Here is a 17,729-nt window from a genome sequence, read left to right as displayed (position 1 = left end):
GAAAGTTAAAACAACAATCAAAATTAAAAAATTTAACTTTCAATCAATTAATAGTACCTTTGCAACTCAAACAATTAAAATGAGATTACACAGAAATTTAGTTTATACTACCATCGATTCTTTAAATGCTATTTTTAATGAAGGAGAATACGCGGATAAAGTGGTAGCAAGAGCCTTAAAAAAAGACAAGCGTTGGGGAAGTTCCGACAGGAAGTTTGTTGCTGAAACGATATACGAAATAGTTCGTTGGAAAAGATTATATGCTGAAATTGCCGAAGTTAAAGAACCCTTTGACAGAGATAATTTATGGAGAATGTTTGCTGTTTGGGCAGTTTTAAGAGGTTATCCAATTCCGGACTGGAGACAGTTGGAAGGAACACCTGAAAGAAAAATAAAAGGTCGTTTTGACGAGCTTTCAAAAGTTAGGGCTTTAAAAGAATCTATTCCGGACTGGATGGATGAATTGGGAGCTAAAGAACTAGGTGAAAAAGTTTGGGCAAAAGAAATTGCAGCCCAAAACCAGCCTGCAAAAGTTATCTTAAGAACCAACACACTTAAAGGAACTAAGGAAAACTTAAGAAACACATTGATGGATTTAAATATCGAAACAGAATATTTAAAAGATCAGCCTGAAGCTTTAGTTTTAAAAGAAAGAGCAAATGTGTTTTTGACAGATGCTTTTAAACAGGGACTTTTTGAAGTTCAGGATGCAAACTCACAATTGGTTGCAGGTTTTCTTGATGTAAAACCAGGTATGCGTGTTGTTGATACTTGTGCCGGAGCAGGTGGAAAAACATTACACATTGCTTCTTTAATGGAAAATAAAGGACAATTAATTGCAATGGATTTATACGAAAGTAAACTGAAGCAATTAAAATTAAGGGCTAAACGAAATGGCGCTTTTAATATCGAATATCGTATTATTGACACTACAAAGGTGATTAAAAAACTCCATGAAAAAGCAGATCGAGTGTTAATTGATGCGCCATGTAGCGGTTTAGGAGTTTTAAAAAGAAATCCTGACGCCAAATGGAAATTACAACCTGAATTTATTGATAATATTCGTAAAGTACAGTCTGAGGTTTTAGAAAGTTATTCTAAAATTGTAAAGCCAGGAGGAAAATTAGTATATGCTACATGTTCGGTCTTACCATCAGAAAATCAGGAACAAGTTGAGAAATTCCTGAAAACAGAAATCGGAAAACAATTTACATTTATAAAAGACCGTAAAATTCTGGCTTCAGAATCTGGTTTCGATGGATTTTATATGGCATTATTAGAGCGTAAAGAGTAAATTTAGTCAAATAGATACTAAAATTTAAAATCCCAAATTCCAATTCATATTTTGGAATTTGGGATTTATTTATTCTTATTTTATCAAAGTAAGCTTGGTTTGCGTAATAGTTTTCCATTTTCATTTTCCTTAAATTTAGGGACAAAAACTATTTCTTTTGGTTTTTCATATTTATCCAAAACATCAAAAAAGCCAGTTGGAAAATCTTGTTTTTCTCCTTCAATAACCAAAATTAGTTTTTCTCCCAAAATTGAATCCGGAATTCCGGTAACGAAAAATCTTGAATTAATTTTTTTAATGAGTTTTGCTTCAATTTGTTCAGGAATTAATTTTACGCCACCGCTATTAATTACATTATCAATTCTTCCTAAAAATAGAAACTGATTTTCTTTCACCAATTCAATCAGGTCATTGGTAATGATAGGCTCGTTGGAAATAGAAGGAACTGTAATTGCTAAACACCCTCTGCTGTCTTGGGCAATCTTTATATTAGGTAGAATAGAAAATGCTTTTTCTCCCACTTTTTTAGCTGCAATATGAGTAATAGTTTCCGTCATTCCGTAAGTTTCGTAAATCTCAGTTTTCAAAGGCAAAACTTTTTCTTCAAGAGCAGTATCCATTTTTGCTCCGCCCACTATTAATTTTTTGACATTTTTTAATCCTTCAATCGAATTTAGAACCTGCAAAGGTACCATCGCGACAAAATCATATAATTTATCATTTAGGGATAATGGTGTTGTACTGGGTTCTGTAACGTCTAACTCCAAACCGAGAATAAAGCTTCGTACGAGCATCATTTTTCCTGCAATAAATTTTACCGGCAGGCAAAGCAGAGCCTTGTTTCCAGGTTTTAAATTGAAAAAATCTCCTGTTGCCAATGCCGATTGTATCATCGCTTGTTTTTGTAATCGGACTAATTTAGGCAGACCCGTAGTCCCTGATGTTCTCATTTCGATATATTCTTTATCGTCGAACCAGTCTAATAAAAATTCTCCAATTGCCTGTTGATTAGTATCATCTTCCTTAATGTAGCTATAAGCAACAGAACGCAAATCGTCTCCATTTAAATGATAACCATCTATTTTAAAATAATTGTGAACGTTTTTATGAGTAAGGTTTAGCATGGTGTATTAATTTAAATTTAAAAATTCGGTCACTTCATCGTTTGTTTCTTTGATGTTTCCGGTTAATTTTTCTTTCCAGTTTGTCCAGTTGTATTTTTTGCTAAAAATAAAAAGCAAAATAGGATAGATTACAATCACAGGCAATATAACATCAAAGCTGGCAGAAGGTTCAGATTTATCAATAAAAAGGGAATAGGTCTGAAAAACGGTCCAGTCTGAGGTTACCAGCAAAGCGCCTATCAGGTTGTTGGCGGCATGGAAACCAAGTGCCAGTTCCATGCCTTCATCCATTAAAGTAATAATTCCTAAAAAGAATCCGGTACCTATGTAATAAATCATGATAATATTGCCCATTTTAGTTACTTCCGGGTTAAACCAGTGCATAGAACCAAATATTAATGAAGTCATTAATAACGGAAACCATCTGTTTTTGGCTAAGTTGGCAAAACCCTGCATCAGATAGCCCCTAAAAACATATTCTTCAGTACTGGTTTGTATCGGGATCATCAGGGTTCCGATAACTACTAATATTAAAAAAGGAATTGGTTTGAAATTAAAAATAAAGCTTTCGGGTGATTGTAAATAAATAAACACAAAACTCAATAATGAAAAACCCGCCCATAAAAGAAAGGAAAACAAAATACGTTTTGGGTCTGCTTTTTTTCGCGAAGTTGTAACGGATAAGATACTTTGATGATGCATGTATTTGACAACATAATAAACTCCTGCTAAGGCAAAAGCGAACGAAATCATTACTAAAAATAAAGTCAGGTTTGAATCAAACATTTTCATCAGCATTTTATCGTTTTCTGGATAGGTTTTTTTGTTGATTAGAGTTTCATATTTTATCGCCAGCCATAAAGGAAAGTTACCAAAAAAAGATGCTGAGATTATGACTACAGAGCCTAAAAGATATTTCCAAAATTTATTTTCTGGTTTAATTCCTTGTTCTAAAAACATATTATTTAAAATTAAAATGGAGTTCTAATTAATAAGTAAATCTTATTTTTGGGGATTGCTAAAATACCCTTTTTTAGCCCAATTATTTTACAACAACTTAAAAAAATAACATGATACAAGTTTACCATAATCCACGATGTGGAAAATCAAGAAGTTGTCTGGCTTTTCTGGATAATGCGAATCAGGACTATGAAATTATTCCATATCTTACTGAAACACCAACTTTTGAAGAACTGAAAAGATTAATAGAAAAATTAGACCTGAAACCCATTGAATTGGTGCGAGTTAAGGAAAAAATCTGGATCGACCAATACAAAGGAAAAACCTTGACAGATTTGCAAGTTATTCAGGCTATGGTTGATAATCCGATTTTGATAGAGAGGCCGATTGTTATAAAAGATGGAAAAGCTATAATTGGACGTGATTTGGACAAAGTAGCTTCTTTTTTAGATGGAATATAAAATATTTGATTAACATTTTTTTGTGATTTACTCTTTTAAACCAAAAGCTATATTTGCGGTCTAAAAGGAAAAGAAATACCAAAAAAATAATGAAAAAAATCAAATTTGCGATATTGATCCTATTTATGCTTTCTGGATTATGTAATTATGCACAACAACCACCTTCGGGTCAAGCGAAAGTAAAAGTTACCGGAAAAGTTTTAGAAAAAGTTTCAAAACAGCCACTTGAGTATGCTACAATTTCAATTACTGCACCGAATGAAACTAAAGTGATTGCCGGTGGAATTACAAATCCAAAAGGTGAATTTGATTTAACGGTTCCGCCTGGAACTTATGATATCAAAGTTGAGTTTATTTCGTTTAAAGCTACTGAAATCAAAGGAAAAAATATTTCAGAAGATACTAATTTAGGAGTTGTAAGCTTATCTGAAGACGCTGCGCAATTGAATGAGGTTGTAGTGCGTGCCGAAAAATCATCTGTTGAAATAAAACTGGACAAAAAAGTATACAATGTTGGGCAGGATATGATGGTAAAAGGAGGAACAGTTAGTGATGTTCTGGATAATGTTCCTTCAGTTTCTGTGGATACAGAAGGAAATGTAAGCTTAAGAGGAAGTGATAATATCCGAATTTTAATAGACGGAAGACCATCAAACGCAATTAATGTTGCCGAAGCTTTACGTCAGCTTCCGGCAGACGCAATTGATAAGGTTGAAGTGATTACCAATCCATCAGCTCGTTACGATGCAGAAGGTGGTTCTGGTTTGATTAATATTATTCTTAAAAAAGGAAAAAATCAAGGTTTCAACGGAACTTTTATTGCTTCAACTGGACTTCCTGAAACGTATGGACTCAGTGCCAATCTGAATTATAAAACGGAAAAATTAAATTATTTTACTACAGCCGGATATAATTACAGAACAAATGAGGGAGAAGGTTTAACCAATACAAAATACTTTAATGAGGATGGTTCTCCTAAATCATACTTAGATGAAACCCGTGACACTAAAAGAACCAGAGACGGATTCAATGGAAGGGCCGGAATAGAATGGTCAATTACGCCAACGACTTTCTGGACAAATGCGATCAATTATCAAAAAAATACAGGTGAAGACAGAGATCTGATCAATTATTATAATTATGATGCTAATCGTGTTGCTACAGCAAATTCATTCAGATTAAATAATGGAGACACCGGAGGTGAAAATGTAGAATATACATCCAATTTAATCAAAAATTTCAACGATAAAGGACATAAACTTACAGCCGATTTATCGATTTCACGAAACACAGACGACAGTAAAAGCGTCATTACAGCTGAGCCTACTTTCAATAGAACGTTAAATAATCAGGTTCAGAAACAAATTCAGCTTCAGGCAGACTATGTTTTGCCATTAGGAAAAGGAAGTCAGTTTGAAGCAGGATACAAAGGAAGTTTTGGCGATTTAAATAATGTATACTATGTTGCCAATCTTGTCAATGGGGTGTATGAAAAAGATGAAAATTTATCCAATACTTTAGAGTACAAAGAAAATATAAATGCATTGTATACTTCATACGGTTTTAAAGTAAATAAATTTTCCTATTTATTTGGATTGCGTTGGGAAGACACCAATATTGAAGTCAATCTTTTAGATACAAATAAATTTAATACTAAGAATTACAATAATTTATTTCCAAGTGCTTTTATAAGTTATGAAATTTCAGACCAAAGCAATTTTACAGCAAGTTACAGTAAGCGTTTAACCAGACCGAGAGGGCGTTTTATGAACCCGGCGGTAAACTATGCCAGTAATATCAATATCTTTCAGGGAAATCCTGATTTAAATCCTTCATTGACTGATAAATATGACATTGGGTATCTTAAGCGTTGGGATAAAGTAACTTTTAGTACTTCTGCTTATTTTGAAGATACCAAAGACGTTTTTAGTTTTGTTAGGTTTCCTACAGGTGAAGTTGTAACTCCTGATGGTGAAGTTGTAACTCCTGCACCGGGCGAAACAGTTGAAGGTATTCCGGTTATTAAAAGCTCACCAATTAACTTAGGAAAAGAACAAAAATTTGGTTTCGAATTTACATTTAATTACACTCCATTCAAATGGTGGAAATTAAACAGTAATTTTAATTTTTATAATGTAAAAACAACCGGAGAAAACACTTATGAAGATAATAACGGTAATGTGATTGTACAAAATTTAGACAACCAGGCTACTACATGGTTTACCAGAATTAGTTCAAAAGTTACCCTGCCATACAAAATAGACTGGCAATTAAGCGGTAATTATAATGGCGAACAAAAAACAGCACAAGGTAAAAATCTGGGACAGTTTGGTTTAAATACAGCTTTCAGTAAAGACGTTTTAAAAGATAAGGGTACAATTGCATTCAATATCAGTGATATTTTCAACTCAAGAAAAATGATGTCATACACGAATTTTTACAATGACTCAAGAGTAATGACTCAGACATCATATAGTGAATTTCAGTTCCGTAAACGTCAGTTCAATTTATCGTTTACTTATCGTTTCAATAAGCCTAAAAATGACAGAGAGAAGAATGGAGCTCCGAGAAATGAAGGTGGAGGAGATGGAGGAGAGTTTCCAGGATAAAACAGGTTAAATCCCAAAACGTAAAAATCCAAATTCCAATGTAAAAGTTGGAATTTGGATTTTTTTTATTGTAGTTTATTTTCTTTTTTAGCATAAAAAAAGGACTCGTTTTCACGGGTCCTTTTTTATGAAATCAATTAAAGTTTAACTGATTGTTCTTCTTGTCTTCTTTTGGCTCTTTTTTCTTTGAACATTTCCCAGCTAGCTCCCGTAACCCAATAAGATACGAAACCAACCAAGAAAAACATTAACCAAAACCCTATAGTTAGTATGGTTAAGAAAAGTAAAAAACCTAAGTACTGTGAAAATTCAAACATGTTTTCCAGAATTTTTGAATGTAAGCACAAATGTAGGTTTTATATTTTTCCTTGCCAATAAAAACCAAATCAATTTTTCTAAAAGGCCAATTATTCTTATATTTATACTCATTTTAAATAAGGATTTTTTTAAGTATCTAAAATAGAATACTATGATTGTTTTCAGGAGCTGTTTCCTGCTGTCCACTATATCTTTTATGGGGAACACCCCCATAAAAGGATGCCGTTTCCATCAGGGCTAAAGCATTCGTTTTCAAAAGAAACTTCAGTTTTTAAATCTCACAAATAACATTTCACATATTACAAACAATATTTTACAAACAACAAAATGAAATACAGAATAGAAAAAGACACTATGGGCGAAGTGCAGGTTCCGGCTGATAAATATTGGGGTGCACAAACAGAGCGTTCCAGAAATAATTTTAAAATTGGAGATTCAGGATCAATGCCAAAAGAAATCATAGAAGGTTTCGCTTATCTTAAAAAAGCAGCTGCTTATGCCAACCACGATTTAGGTGTTTTGCCAATCGAAAAACGTGACGCTATTGCTGCAGTTTGTGATGAGATACTTGCCGGACAATTAAAAGATGAATTTCCGCTTGTGATCTGGCAAACCGGTTCAGGTACGCAAAGTAATATGAATGTCAATGAAGTAATAGCAAATCGTGCTCAGGTGCTTAAAGGATTTGAAATTGGAGAAGGTGAGCAATTCATTAAAGCCAATGATGATGTCAATAAATCACAATCGTCAAACGATACCTTTCCAACCGGAATGCATATTGCAGCTTACAAAATGGTTGTGGAAACCACCATTCCGGGAGTCGAAAAACTGCATGCAACATTAGTCAAAAAAGCAACCGAGTTTAAAGACGTTGTAAAAATCGGCCGTACACACCTTATGGATGCCACTCCATTGACTTTAGGACAGGAAATTTCAGGCTATGCAGCTCAATTGGCATACGGTTTAAAAGCACTTAGAAATACATTATCACATTTATCTGAAATCGCTTTAGGCGGAACTGCAGTAGGAACAGGACTTAACACTCCAAAAGGCTATGATGTAAAAGTTGCCGAATATATTGCTAAATTCACCAATCATCCATTTGCAACTGCCGAAAACAAATTTGAAGCTTTGGCCGCACACGATGCCATTGTAGAAACTCATGGAGCCTTAAAACAGTTGGCTGTTTCTTTAAATAAAATAGCTAATGATGTGAGAATGCTCGCTTCGGGACCGCGTTCCGGAATTGGCGAAATTCATATTCCTGAAAACGAACCGGGTTCTTCAATAATGCCCGGAAAAGTAAACCCAACGCAGTGCGAAGCCTTAACAATGGTTTGTGCTCAGGTAATCGGAAATGATGTAGCAATTGCAGTAGGAGGAATGCAGGGACATTATGAATTAAATGTTTTCAAGCCTGTTATGGCAGCAAACTTTTTACAGTCAGCAAGACTGTTAGGCGATGCGTGTGTTTCATTTGACGAACATTGTGCTCAGGGAATTGAACCTAATTACAAACGTATCAAAGAATTAGTAGATAATTCATTGATGTTAGTAACAGCTTTAAATACAAAAATCGGTTATTATAAAGCAGCCGAAATTGCTCAAACCGCTCACAAAAACGGAACTACGCTTAAAGAGGAAGCCGTTCGTTTAGGATACGTTACTCCTGACGATTTTGATGCATGGGTCAAACCTGAGGAAATGGTTTAGTTTTACTGCAATCAGTTCGGCTTCGATCGAGATATATCAATCTTAAAAGGGAGGAAATTTTAAAATTCCCTCCCTTTTTTATATGTTTAAACTATTTTTAAAAGACTTGATATTTTACTTATTGTAAATGTCCAATAACCAGTCATAGAAACTGTCTTTCCATTTTGAAACCGAATGCCCTTTATCATAAGCCAGTCCAAAACCGTGATCCCCTTTAGAATAAATATGTAATTCCGAATTTTTTACTTCGGCAGCAATGGCAGCCAGTCCCGGAATAATTTCTTTTACAGGCATTTTTTTGTCGTCACGGGCAATCGCCATAAAAACAGGAGGTAAGGCCTGAATGTTGTCAATTTTTTTAAAATTGCTTAACGTATTTCCGTGGTAAATTAAAGCAGCAAAAGCAGGTTTCCAGTCTACAGCTTCTTTTGTTTCGGTAGATTTGATTACAATGCGTTCGCTTAGCCAGCCACCGGCCGAAAAGCCCAAAATTCCAATTTTGTCCTTGTCAATTTTTAAGCCTTCCGCCAGTTCTTTCATTTTTAAAATACCTGTTCTCGCATCCTGATAAACGGCCCCTTTATAATCATCCATCGGAATAATCATTTCTCCCTTTTCATCTTTTCTATTAGTTCTGTATTTTACCACCATACAGCTGATTCCTTGTTGTGAAAGCCACATCGCAAGATCAGTTCCTTCTTTATCGACCCAGTTCGTAGTTAAACCTCCACCCGGAAATATAACGACACCAATATGTTTGTTATTCGATTCTGAAGCCGTAAATAATTGATAGGTTGGAACCGAAATATTACTGATTACCCTGTTTTTATGGGATAATGACAATGGATTAACAACAGAGTCGACTACCTTTTCAGGATTCGGATGCGTTACCGGATTTTTTTCAATTCCGTTTGGAAACAAAGGAGTTTCCGGATTGGTTTGAGCGAGTAAATGAGCACAGTTTAATAATAATGAAATCGAAAATGTAATTATGAGTTTTTTCATGTGTTTTGTTAATAGTACACCCGTTGGGTGAAATTGATTTAAAAAAATGATTTGATTATAAAAAGTATAAAATCGGGAGTAAATCATCATTTATAGCTTAAGGAATTGATGTCAGGCTAAGCTGAGTCGAAGGCTTTTGAACAAGAAAGAGCTTCGACTCCGCTCAGCCTGACACTTATTTTTAATTTCACCCAACGGGTTAAAAATAGTTACAAATTAATAAGCAACACAAATTAAATTAATTAATTCCCATCAACATAGTCTTGTAAATAACTAAATCGCTCTGTGAGTTTACCATTCTCGGTAATTTTGGCTCGTTCCAGAATTCCATCTTTATCTCCGTTAAAAAAAGCCGGAATAACATGTTCCATAAACTGTTCTCCAAAACCTTCACTGGCATCTTTTGGGATTTCACAAGGCAAATTATCAACTGCCATTACTACAATTGCAGCCGGATGAAAAATATCAACTTCTTTATTTTCTGATGGCAGATATCCGTACAAAGGTTCAGCAATGGTAGAAGAACGGAGTGTACTTGCAATTGGGCCATTTATATCACATGAAACGTCAGCGACAACTCTTATTTTACAATCTTTAGCATTCAGCATTTCCTGAGTCAGGATCATTGGGGCATTATTTCCGTAAAAATGCCCGGCTATATAAATGTCACTGACTTTGGTGAATTTTTCGAAATCAGACGTATAATCTTCAGGATGTTGGGTGAAATCTACAAAGTCAAGAATCTTACCATCAGTTCTTTTATTGTATTCTAAAGCGTCAAGCTGTACATAAACAGACTGCGTGTAGTTTTTGGTTAGATAATTTTCTACAGTAATTTCCTTTACTTTGATTGCTTTCAAAATTTCCTGCGCGCCGCTGCCAACCTTTCCTGTTCCTGTGATTACAAATTTTAAAGGAGGCAGTGTGATTCTTTTCAAATGCATGATCAGGGCATCTTTTCCTGATAGAGTTTCTGCTTTTGGAAGTTTAAATAACTCGAATTTTATTCCAAAAGCGCGAATTCCGTTATAAACCCCAACCATTCCGGCATATTTTCCAAACCCGATTAACCTTCGGTTATGTTCATCAACAATCGTTTCATGATCGTATAAAGTGATATTTTTTTCTAATATGGCCTGTAAAAGTTTTTTGTTGTGAGGCTGTTTTTTTATGGTATGCGAAAAAAAGAAATAAGACTTATTCGGAATTAAATTAGCTACAGGAACTTCTTTTACGCCAAATAAAATATCACAATCTGAAACGTCATCAGCAACATTAATTCCCATACTTTTATATTGAAGATCTGAAAAAATTCTAATATCTGAACTTTCAACACTTATATAGGCTTCAGGGTGGAGTTGTTTGAGTTTTGCTAATGCATCAGGGGCAAAGACAACACGTCTGTCAGGTGGATTTTTTCTTTCTTTGATAATTCCGAATTTCATTTATTAGGATTTAAAATTTAATAATATAACTTTTATCTGTTATTTTGTTTTAAATATAACAAATATAGTTAAATTTTTGTTGCTGTTTTCTTATTTTTAATGATTTTGAATCACTATTATCTGATTTTCAACAGGCTAACAAAAAAACGTGTTAATTGTCTGTTAAGGGTATCCGTTTTTAGCTCTCAAAATCACCAAACATAAATATTGAATTCTATATATTTGTTTTTAAAGAATGATGAAAATGAGTTTCCTTAAAAAGACAAATATACCACAAATACTTTTTTCAGTTTTAGTTTTAAGTTCATGTGGAAAAGATAAAAACAACAGTCAGGATGGAGCTGTAAAAGAAAAAGATACATTGGGGAAAATGGTTCCGATGGGGCCTGAAAAAAAAATAAGTGCGGCCTATATTAATTCTGTAAAAGGGAGAATAAATTATTTTTACAATAAAAACTGGCCAAACAACTGCATGAACGGAAGTTTTTTGGTAGCAAAAAACGGTCAGATTATTTTTGAAAGATATAATGGTTTTGCCAATAAAAATGAAGGAACTAAAATTACTGCTGATACCCCTGTACAAATTGCCTCTGTAAGCAAAGTACTGACTGCAACTGCTGTTTTAAAATTAATCAATTTAGGTAAGCTTGGCCTGGATCAAAAAGTAAATACTATTCTAAAGACCTTTCCTTACGAAGAATGTACGGTTCGAATGTTATTGTGCCATCGCAGCGGAATGCGAAATTATGCTTATTTTACAGATCATGACAAATCGGTTTGGGACAGACACAACCAGCTTACCAACAAAGATATTTTAGATATTCTGGCGACTAAAGATGTAGGTCTGGAGTCAAGGGTAGGTACCCGTTTTGCCTATTGCAATACCAATTACGCTATGCTGGCACTCATAATCGAAAAAATAACGGGACTGACCTACAAAGAAGCCATGTCGCAAATGATTTTCAAACCTCTTGGAATGACGCATACTTATGTTTTTGATGATGATAAAGACAGAAAAAACATTGTTCCTTCTTATAAAGGGAATGGGGTCGAAATTGGTTTTGACTATTTGGATAACGTTTATGGTGATAAAAATATCTTTTCGACAGTTCGTGATCTTTTAAAATTTGACAGAGCCAGATATGCTCCCGATTTTTTAAAACCGGCTTTATTAAAAGAGGTTTACACTGGTCAGAGCAATGAACGTAAAGGTGCCAAAAATTATGGATTAGGAATCAGAATGATCAATTGGGAAACCGGCCAGAATTTTTATTTTCACAATGGCTGGTGGCACGGAAACACATCTTCTTATATTACGCTTCAAAAAGAGCATGTAACCATTATAGCATTATCTAATAAAATGACAAGAAATACGTATGCAGTTCGTAAACTGGCTCCTATTTTTGGAGATTATCCTTTTCAGTTTAAAGAAGAAGAATAAAATAGTCATAAAGTCAAAAGTCGTAAAGGCTTAAAGAAATTGTAAATATTGACTATGTTCCTTTTAAATATACCAATTGCAGGAAAACAAAAAGAAGCAACCATGTGACTTTACAACTTTCGACTTTTGGCTTTCTAATTTTTCTGAAAATTTTAATAGAAAGTAACTGCAAATAGTATAAATTTGCAAACTCATTTTTGGGGTCGACTGGTTTTGACAGCAAGTCGAATTGAAAAGTAAGCACGTCGAGCATTGAGACCTTGCTCGTAAATATAAGATCTTACACTTTTACACGGCGAAAATAACTACGCTTTAGCTGCATAATCCGAATTATAGTACGATTAGCCACGTCCCTACAAGGTAGGGAAGCTGGATTCTCCTTGAAAGCCTTGGTTTGTGGCGTTCTGTTTAGGGGAACCGTAAAAATAAACCTAGATTTCCATGAGCTTCGGGTGGATTTTGAAAATTAAGAAGATAAGTGTTGAGTGGCTGTTTCTGGCCTTGCTTAACATCGAAAATCTAATCAGGAAATAAACGTGTAGAAAGCTCTTTAGTTGCTTGTTTGGACCCGGGTTCGATTCCCGGCGACTCCACTGGACGGGATGATTGATAAATCATCCCGTTTTTTTTCATAAATCAAGCACCCTTTTTCCTTCATTAATGGGGTGTTATGAGTAAAAATACTTCTCATTGTAGGTGTTCGATAAATGCCTTCTTGATAGTACAAATTGCTATCGAACACCATATTTATAAAATCTCTTTTCTGCAAAGTATTAGATTTATTGTACACGTAATGCATGTCAGTAAGTAAATTCAAGTTTTTCTCCAAAATTAAAAATACCTTACTCAGATCTGTATTAAGTCTTTCAATGGTCTGTTTCAGGTTTTGTATAGTACTATTGTAAGTCCCATACCATCGATCGTAAGTTTCTTTTGCGATTTCATTTTTAATCCATTTTTCTTCAACTGAGAACATTTTTTCCTGTACACTTTCTAATTCAAGCTTTTTTTCTTGAACTCTTTGTTTATTGGCTTTCATTTCTAGTTGAATAGAAGTCTTGCAACCATCTTTTATTTCACGAAGCCTCTTTTCTGGCAAACTCATTAATTCGCATATATTTTGAAATTGACTATGAGCCTTTGTTGCGCTTATATTATTGTGCTTAGAAGAATTACATTTGTAGTAATAAAAATATTTCCCAGATTTTCCACGAGATGGTGCTCCTGTTAACGGAATACCACAATGACATTTTAATAATCCTCGTAGTGGAATATTTTCATCAATTATAGTCCTTATTTTTTCTGGCTTTTTCATTTTACTTTGTACCATTTGCCATGTGCTCATATCAATTATGGCTTCATGAATTGCAGGGAAAAGACCACCAGGGTATTCTTTATAAGCTTGGACATTTAACATACCAGCGTAAACCGGATTAGTAAGAATTCTTTCAATAGCAGTATTGCCTTTCTTTTTGAACCCAAGTTCATTGGCATTTTTCTTAATGAGATATAATGGTACGTCCAATAAATAAGAATCATAAATAAATTTCACGATTTTAGCCTCAGACTCATTAATTATCAATCTACGTTCTTTTCTTTCACCCTCTTTTAAATATCCAAAAGGAGCGCTCGTTGCTATATATCTACCTTCCTTTGCTCTAGCAGTGTAAAGCCCCCCTCTTATTTTTATGCTTCTATTAATATTATCTTCCTCAGCCAATAATAATTGTAAACCAGCCCTAAAAAAACTACCAGGGGTATCATAGTCAAATGTAATACCTTCTGTTACACTAACGACTTGAATACTATATCTTTTCTGAAGCATTTTTACCATATTCATTGCTTCTCCTGCGTCACGACTAAACCTGTCTAGTTGATCTACTAAGAGATAATCAACATTTTTATAATACTTCACAATGAAAGCTTGTAGTTTTATAAAATCAGGACGATCAAAAGTTTTAGCACTTTTCCCTCTATCAATAAAAGAATCCACCAGTTCTACTTTATTAAAATGTAACCACTGATCGGTATACATTTCCTGACGTTCTATTGAACCGTTGCTTTGTCCTAATTGACTAAATCGTAAATATCTAATTGCCTTTTTCATAATATTCTTTTAAAGTAGATGAAACAATTATTTCAATTATTAAATTTACTAACTTTTGCTCTCGTTCCTGCTCAATCATTTCAAAAGTTTCAAAAATTATTTGATCTACTTCCAATAATTTCTCATTTTCATTTTCCATCACACACCTCCTTTAATTACTTTTGATAGGTAAAGCCCTTAAGAGGGCTTTACTAATTAAATTGATTCAATTATTCATATGGGGAAATAAATCGTACTTCTCTGGTTTCTGTTACGTTTTGGCAGATAACTTATGTAGCCATACTCATTTAGCTCACGCATACATTTATGATAGGTAACAGGCCCAGTTATCTTCGCTAACTTCATAATTTCATATCGATAGACCTCAATAGGATTAACAAAACCTTTTTCTACCCGAAATTGAAGCAATGCAGCATATATACCGATATGAGTGATACTAATACGGTAATCTTTCTCTATTGCCTTAAAGAAATCAGATAAAGGTTGTAGTGTTTTCATATTTCAGTTTATCAGCTTATACGCATACTATTACTTTTTGAGTGGCTCTCCTGCTGGCTCTCATTCGTTTTTTGTACTTGTTTTACAGTTTCAATTGTTTTATTACCCAATGCCGTTGATAGCGTAATTTTTCTGGAATGCTCATCATAAATGTTTACCGATTTAAACTGAGGATTTGCTTCAATATAAAACCGATGTTCATTTCCATTTTTAATCAAGGTTACAGGCAAACGATTTCCTTGTTTTAAGTCATACTTTAATTTATCAGCTTCATTTTTATTTGATAATTCCTTTAAGGGAAGCTGTACTGCCTTTTCAAGATCATAACCGTATCCCGAATTAAATTCTTTGACACGATGATTTCCACTTGCGTCTTTGTCATTAAGATCTAACTGTATCCATGATTTTTCTTTTTGAACTGCTCGACCAGCTAACAAATTATAAGCCTGTTTTGTATCAACAGAATTCCTTTCCTGTAATTTGAAATACTGGCTTCTATTTTCTTCAGGTTTTAGTTCATTTTGCAAAGTGGTTTTATAACCATCAAATTGATATTGTCCACTTTGGTTTTTAGAAAAAGACAGCTCATGATCCAGTCGTTCCTTTTCGTTGATGTAATAGGACACCGGAATACTAAATTGCTCCTGCCCCTGTTTTATTTGATCATCTATTTGATTTGACAAATCTTTAAAACCAATACGCTGTACCTGATCGTACAGCGCTTGATTATTCTTCTGCGCTTCTTTTACATCTTTATTTACTGCAATTTGATCTATGAGTGGCGCAACAAGAAGTTTACGAACAAGACGAACTAATAAATTAGGATAAAGCTGTTTAAGAATCTTACTCTTTTCCTGCTCGAGCATCTTTAAAGCAAAACGTTCCTCAATATTTTTTGTTCCCTTATACTTTGACCCAATACGCTCGTAATGATGCAGCTTTTCCTTAAGCAGTGATCTACTATTGGAAAGGCTGAAATTAAACAGTTTGCTAAAACGCTCTTCCCTGGAGTGCCACTGTTTTAATTCCATTTCTACTCTGTTAACGGGAAGCTGTTCGTTCATAATTATTGATTACATGGATTGACTTTTCTTTTTTTTCTTAGCTTCCTTTGGCACTTCAGGTCCATCATCGTCGGCTGTTTGGTTTTGCTTTTTACTGCCTTGTTTCTCGGAAGTCTGCTGGCTTTCAGATTTTTTTTCTTCTTGAGCTTTACGATTGTCAATTCGTTTCATATTATTATCATAGATATTAATTGTTTTGAATTGCGGGCTGGCTTCAATATACTGCTTGATTTCATTGCCTTCTTTTAAGAAAGTAGCGCTCTGCAGATTTCCCTTTTTTAAAGAGCTGATCAAATCTTCTTTGTATTTTGGGGTTTCCAGTTCCTTAATCGGATGTTTGGACAATGCTGCTTCTAAATCATAGCCGTAATTCTGGTGGTAATGGTTTAGTTTAAAATTTCCATTAGTTTCGGATTGTTTGAAGTCCATTTGAACCCAGGAATTGTAAACTTCACCCTCTTTACTGGTGAGATCTTTATTGACTGATCTGCCTTCCATAAGATTGTAAGCTTCTTTCATGGTTATGTTACTGCCTTTATTGATGTAAAAGGTTTGCTCCAAAGATTCTTTAGAATTTTCTTTTTGCAACTCCACTTTATAAGAATTAAAGAAATATAGATCACTTTCTTTTGACTTATTGAAATTTAATGTCGCTGTAGCCGTATCATTACCATATTGCGAATTATGTGTCAAAGTAAAATCAGGCTCTTCCTTCTGCATTTTTTCCTTTAATTGAGATTCCAGTGCTTCACCGAAACCAGTATACTTAATCTGATCTCTTAAGTATTCAAAATTTTTCTCGTTCATGTTTTCAATTTTTAAATTATTATCTAGTTTATAGTTTAGTAAGTACAGTTACCTGTACCAGTTTTGTATTTTTGACATGTTCTTCTAAATGCCTGCCGCCATTTTTTTCCATTAGCTGTATGGCCAAATATTTTTTTTCCGGAATTGTAAATTTTGGCAGTGCAAATACAAAGATGTTTTCTGCTTCAGCCTCAATTTTATCAACATCATTCAAGATATAAATGGGTGTAATTTCAATTTCTTGTGAAGCGGTACGTTTTATTTTTTTAGTGTCGCGGATAAAAAAACGAAGCTGGTCAATCTCATAATTGATTTTAGAATGGTTGGTTATTTTTATCCTGTAATACATTACCTCGTCACGAATAAAAATTCCGTTGAGCCTAAAATCAATATCGTATTTACTTTCCTTTTGACCTCGCAGCTTTTTTTTATCGTATAGTGCTAATTTTGAATACTGCTCAATATCCTGATCATTAATAATTTCATCTGAAAAATAAATTTCCTGTCCCTCAGGCTTTGTTTTATTCAGGGTAAGATTCAACTGTGGGAAATCTTCATTATAATCCAACACGAAGGAATAAAGTTTACCATCTGCAGTCACTACCGTAAGATTGGTCTGGAAAAATCCTTTTTGGGCAGCTTTGATCTGAAGGATGTTTTCAAGACCTTTTGCCTTTTTTACGAGTATATCGGGACTTCCTTTGTCAACACTTTTTATGGCAAAAGGAAAAACAATATTGGTCGTTTTTGAATAGGCTATCATTAGTGAGTCCGATTCTGTTTTGGATAAACGATTTTTACTTGTTTGCTGTGCAAATACACCGATGGTCATCAATAGTAAATACCCCATCACCAATAGTTTAAAATTTTTCATCTGTATCAT

16 protein-coding genes and 1 other RNA gene are annotated in these 17,729 nt (G+C 34.0%); 6 read left to right on the top strand and 11 right to left on the bottom strand.

Translation table 11 applies throughout. The features are described from left to right. Positions 1-79: 79 nt before the first annotated feature. Positions 80-1,294: an RsmB/NOP family class I SAM-dependent RNA methyltransferase gene (locus JE46_RS20555; protein ID WP_031457168.1), complete on the top strand. Its 1,215-nt coding sequence runs from the start codon at positions 80-82 to the stop codon at positions 1,292-1,294. Positions 1,295-1,377: 83 nt separating this feature from the next. Here JE46_RS20555 and JE46_RS20550 read toward each other — a convergent pair whose 3' ends face one another. Both JE46_RS20550 and JE46_RS20545 read right to left on the bottom strand, forming a co-directional pair. Next, positions 1,378-2,418: an AMP-binding protein gene (locus tag JE46_RS20550; RefSeq protein WP_031457167.1), complete on the bottom strand. Its 1,041-nt coding sequence runs from the start codon at positions 2,416-2,418 to the stop codon at positions 1,378-1,380. Between the two features lie 6 nt (positions 2,419-2,424). Continuing rightward, positions 2,425-3,378 (bottom strand): CPBP family intramembrane glutamic endopeptidase, encoded by a 954-nt coding sequence (locus tag JE46_RS20545; RefSeq protein ID WP_031457166.1) that lies wholly within the window; start codon positions 3,376-3,378, stop codon positions 2,425-2,427. 110 nt (positions 3,379-3,488) lie between these two features. On the opposite strand from JE46_RS20545, the gene JE46_RS20540 reads away from it, so the two are divergent. Both JE46_RS20540 and JE46_RS20535 read left to right on the top strand, forming a co-directional pair. Continuing rightward, the gene (locus JE46_RS20540; protein ID WP_031457165.1) at positions 3,489-3,839 is read left to right on the top strand and encodes an arsenate reductase family protein; all 351 of its coding nucleotides are present in this window, start codon (positions 3,489-3,491) and stop codon (positions 3,837-3,839) included. Positions 3,840-3,928: 89 nt separating this feature from the next. Beyond that, positions 3,929-6,448, top strand: a complete 2,520-nt coding sequence (locus tag JE46_RS20535; protein ID WP_031457164.1) for an outer membrane beta-barrel family protein — start codon at positions 3,929-3,931, stop codon at positions 6,446-6,448. A 137-nt stretch (positions 6,449-6,585) separates the two neighbouring features. On the opposite strand, the gene JE46_RS24565 is transcribed toward JE46_RS20535, so the two are convergent. Then, positions 6,586-6,765, bottom strand: a complete 180-nt coding sequence (locus JE46_RS24565; protein WP_031457163.1) for a hypothetical protein — start codon at positions 6,763-6,765, stop codon at positions 6,586-6,588. Positions 6,766-7,093: 328 nt separating this feature from the next. On the opposite strand from JE46_RS24565, the gene fumC reads away from it, so the two are divergent. Next, entirely contained in the window at positions 7,094-8,479 is a 1,386-nt protein-coding gene (gene fumC, locus JE46_RS20520) for a class II fumarate hydratase (RefSeq protein WP_031457161.1), read from the top strand. 114 nt (positions 8,480-8,593) lie between these two features. Here the strand turns inward: fumC and JE46_RS20515 are convergent, their stop codons facing one another. Together JE46_RS20515 and JE46_RS20510 are read right to left on the bottom strand one after the other, a co-directional pair. Next, positions 8,594-9,484, bottom strand: a complete 891-nt coding sequence (locus tag JE46_RS20515; protein WP_167343455.1) for an alpha/beta hydrolase — start codon at positions 9,482-9,484, stop codon at positions 8,594-8,596. A gap of 242 nt (positions 9,485-9,726) precedes the next feature. Next, the gene (locus JE46_RS20510) at positions 9,727-10,929 is read right to left on the bottom strand and encodes an NAD(P)-dependent oxidoreductase (RefSeq protein WP_031457159.1); all 1,203 of its coding nucleotides are present in this window, start codon (positions 10,927-10,929) and stop codon (positions 9,727-9,729) included. A 238-nt stretch (positions 10,930-11,167) separates the two neighbouring features. On the opposite strand from JE46_RS20510, the gene JE46_RS20505 reads away from it, so the two are divergent. Next, the gene (locus JE46_RS20505; protein ID WP_031457158.1) at positions 11,168-12,370 is read left to right on the top strand and encodes a serine hydrolase domain-containing protein; all 1,203 of its coding nucleotides are present in this window, start codon (positions 11,168-11,170) and stop codon (positions 12,368-12,370) included. Between the two features lie 199 nt (positions 12,371-12,569). Further along, positions 12,570-12,966, top strand: a transfer-messenger RNA (tmRNA) gene (gene ssrA / locus JE46_RS23900). On the opposite strand, the gene JE46_RS24120 is transcribed toward ssrA, so the two are convergent. The 6 genes from JE46_RS24120 to traN all read right to left on the bottom strand — a co-directional run bounded on the left by JE46_RS24120 (position 12,921) and on the right by traN (position 17,720). Continuing rightward, positions 12,921-14,477, bottom strand: coding sequence for a recombinase family protein (locus JE46_RS24120; RefSeq protein WP_031457156.1), 1,557 nt, complete (start codon positions 14,475-14,477; stop codon positions 12,921-12,923). The two genes, ssrA and JE46_RS24120, sit on opposite strands and share 46 nt — an antisense overlap. After that, the gene (locus tag JE46_RS24115) at positions 14,461-14,616 is read right to left on the bottom strand and encodes a hypothetical protein (protein ID WP_157505961.1); all 156 of its coding nucleotides are present in this window, start codon (positions 14,614-14,616) and stop codon (positions 14,461-14,463) included. Before JE46_RS24115 ends, JE46_RS24120 begins: the two co-directional genes overlap by 17 nt. 74 nt (positions 14,617-14,690) lie before the next feature. Next, positions 14,691-14,975 carry a hypothetical protein gene (locus JE46_RS24310; protein WP_031457155.1) on the bottom strand — a complete coding sequence of 95 codons (285 nt, stop codon included), beginning with the start codon at positions 14,973-14,975 and terminating at the stop codon, positions 14,691-14,693. 11 nt (positions 14,976-14,986) lie between these two features. Then, positions 14,987-16,039, bottom strand: coding sequence for a hypothetical protein (locus tag JE46_RS20485; RefSeq protein ID WP_031457154.1), 1,053 nt, complete (start codon positions 16,037-16,039; stop codon positions 14,987-14,989). A gap of 9 nt (positions 16,040-16,048) precedes the next feature. Beyond that, positions 16,049-16,846: a hypothetical protein gene (locus tag JE46_RS20480; protein ID WP_031457153.1), complete on the bottom strand. Its 798-nt coding sequence runs from the start codon at positions 16,844-16,846 to the stop codon at positions 16,049-16,051. Between the two features lie 28 nt (positions 16,847-16,874). Continuing rightward, entirely contained in the window at positions 16,875-17,720 is an 846-nt protein-coding gene (gene traN / locus JE46_RS20475) for a conjugative transposon protein TraN (protein ID WP_031457152.1), read from the bottom strand. Positions 17,721-17,729 lie beyond the last annotated feature (9 nt).

The organism is Flavobacterium chungangense LMG 26729, assembly GCF_000735715.2.
Taxonomy (GTDB): Bacteria; Bacteroidota; Bacteroidia; order Flavobacteriales; family Flavobacteriaceae; genus Flavobacterium; species Flavobacterium chungangense.
Note: the sequence above shows the minus strand (reverse complement) of the source record. Positions and strands in the feature narration are given on the sequence as shown.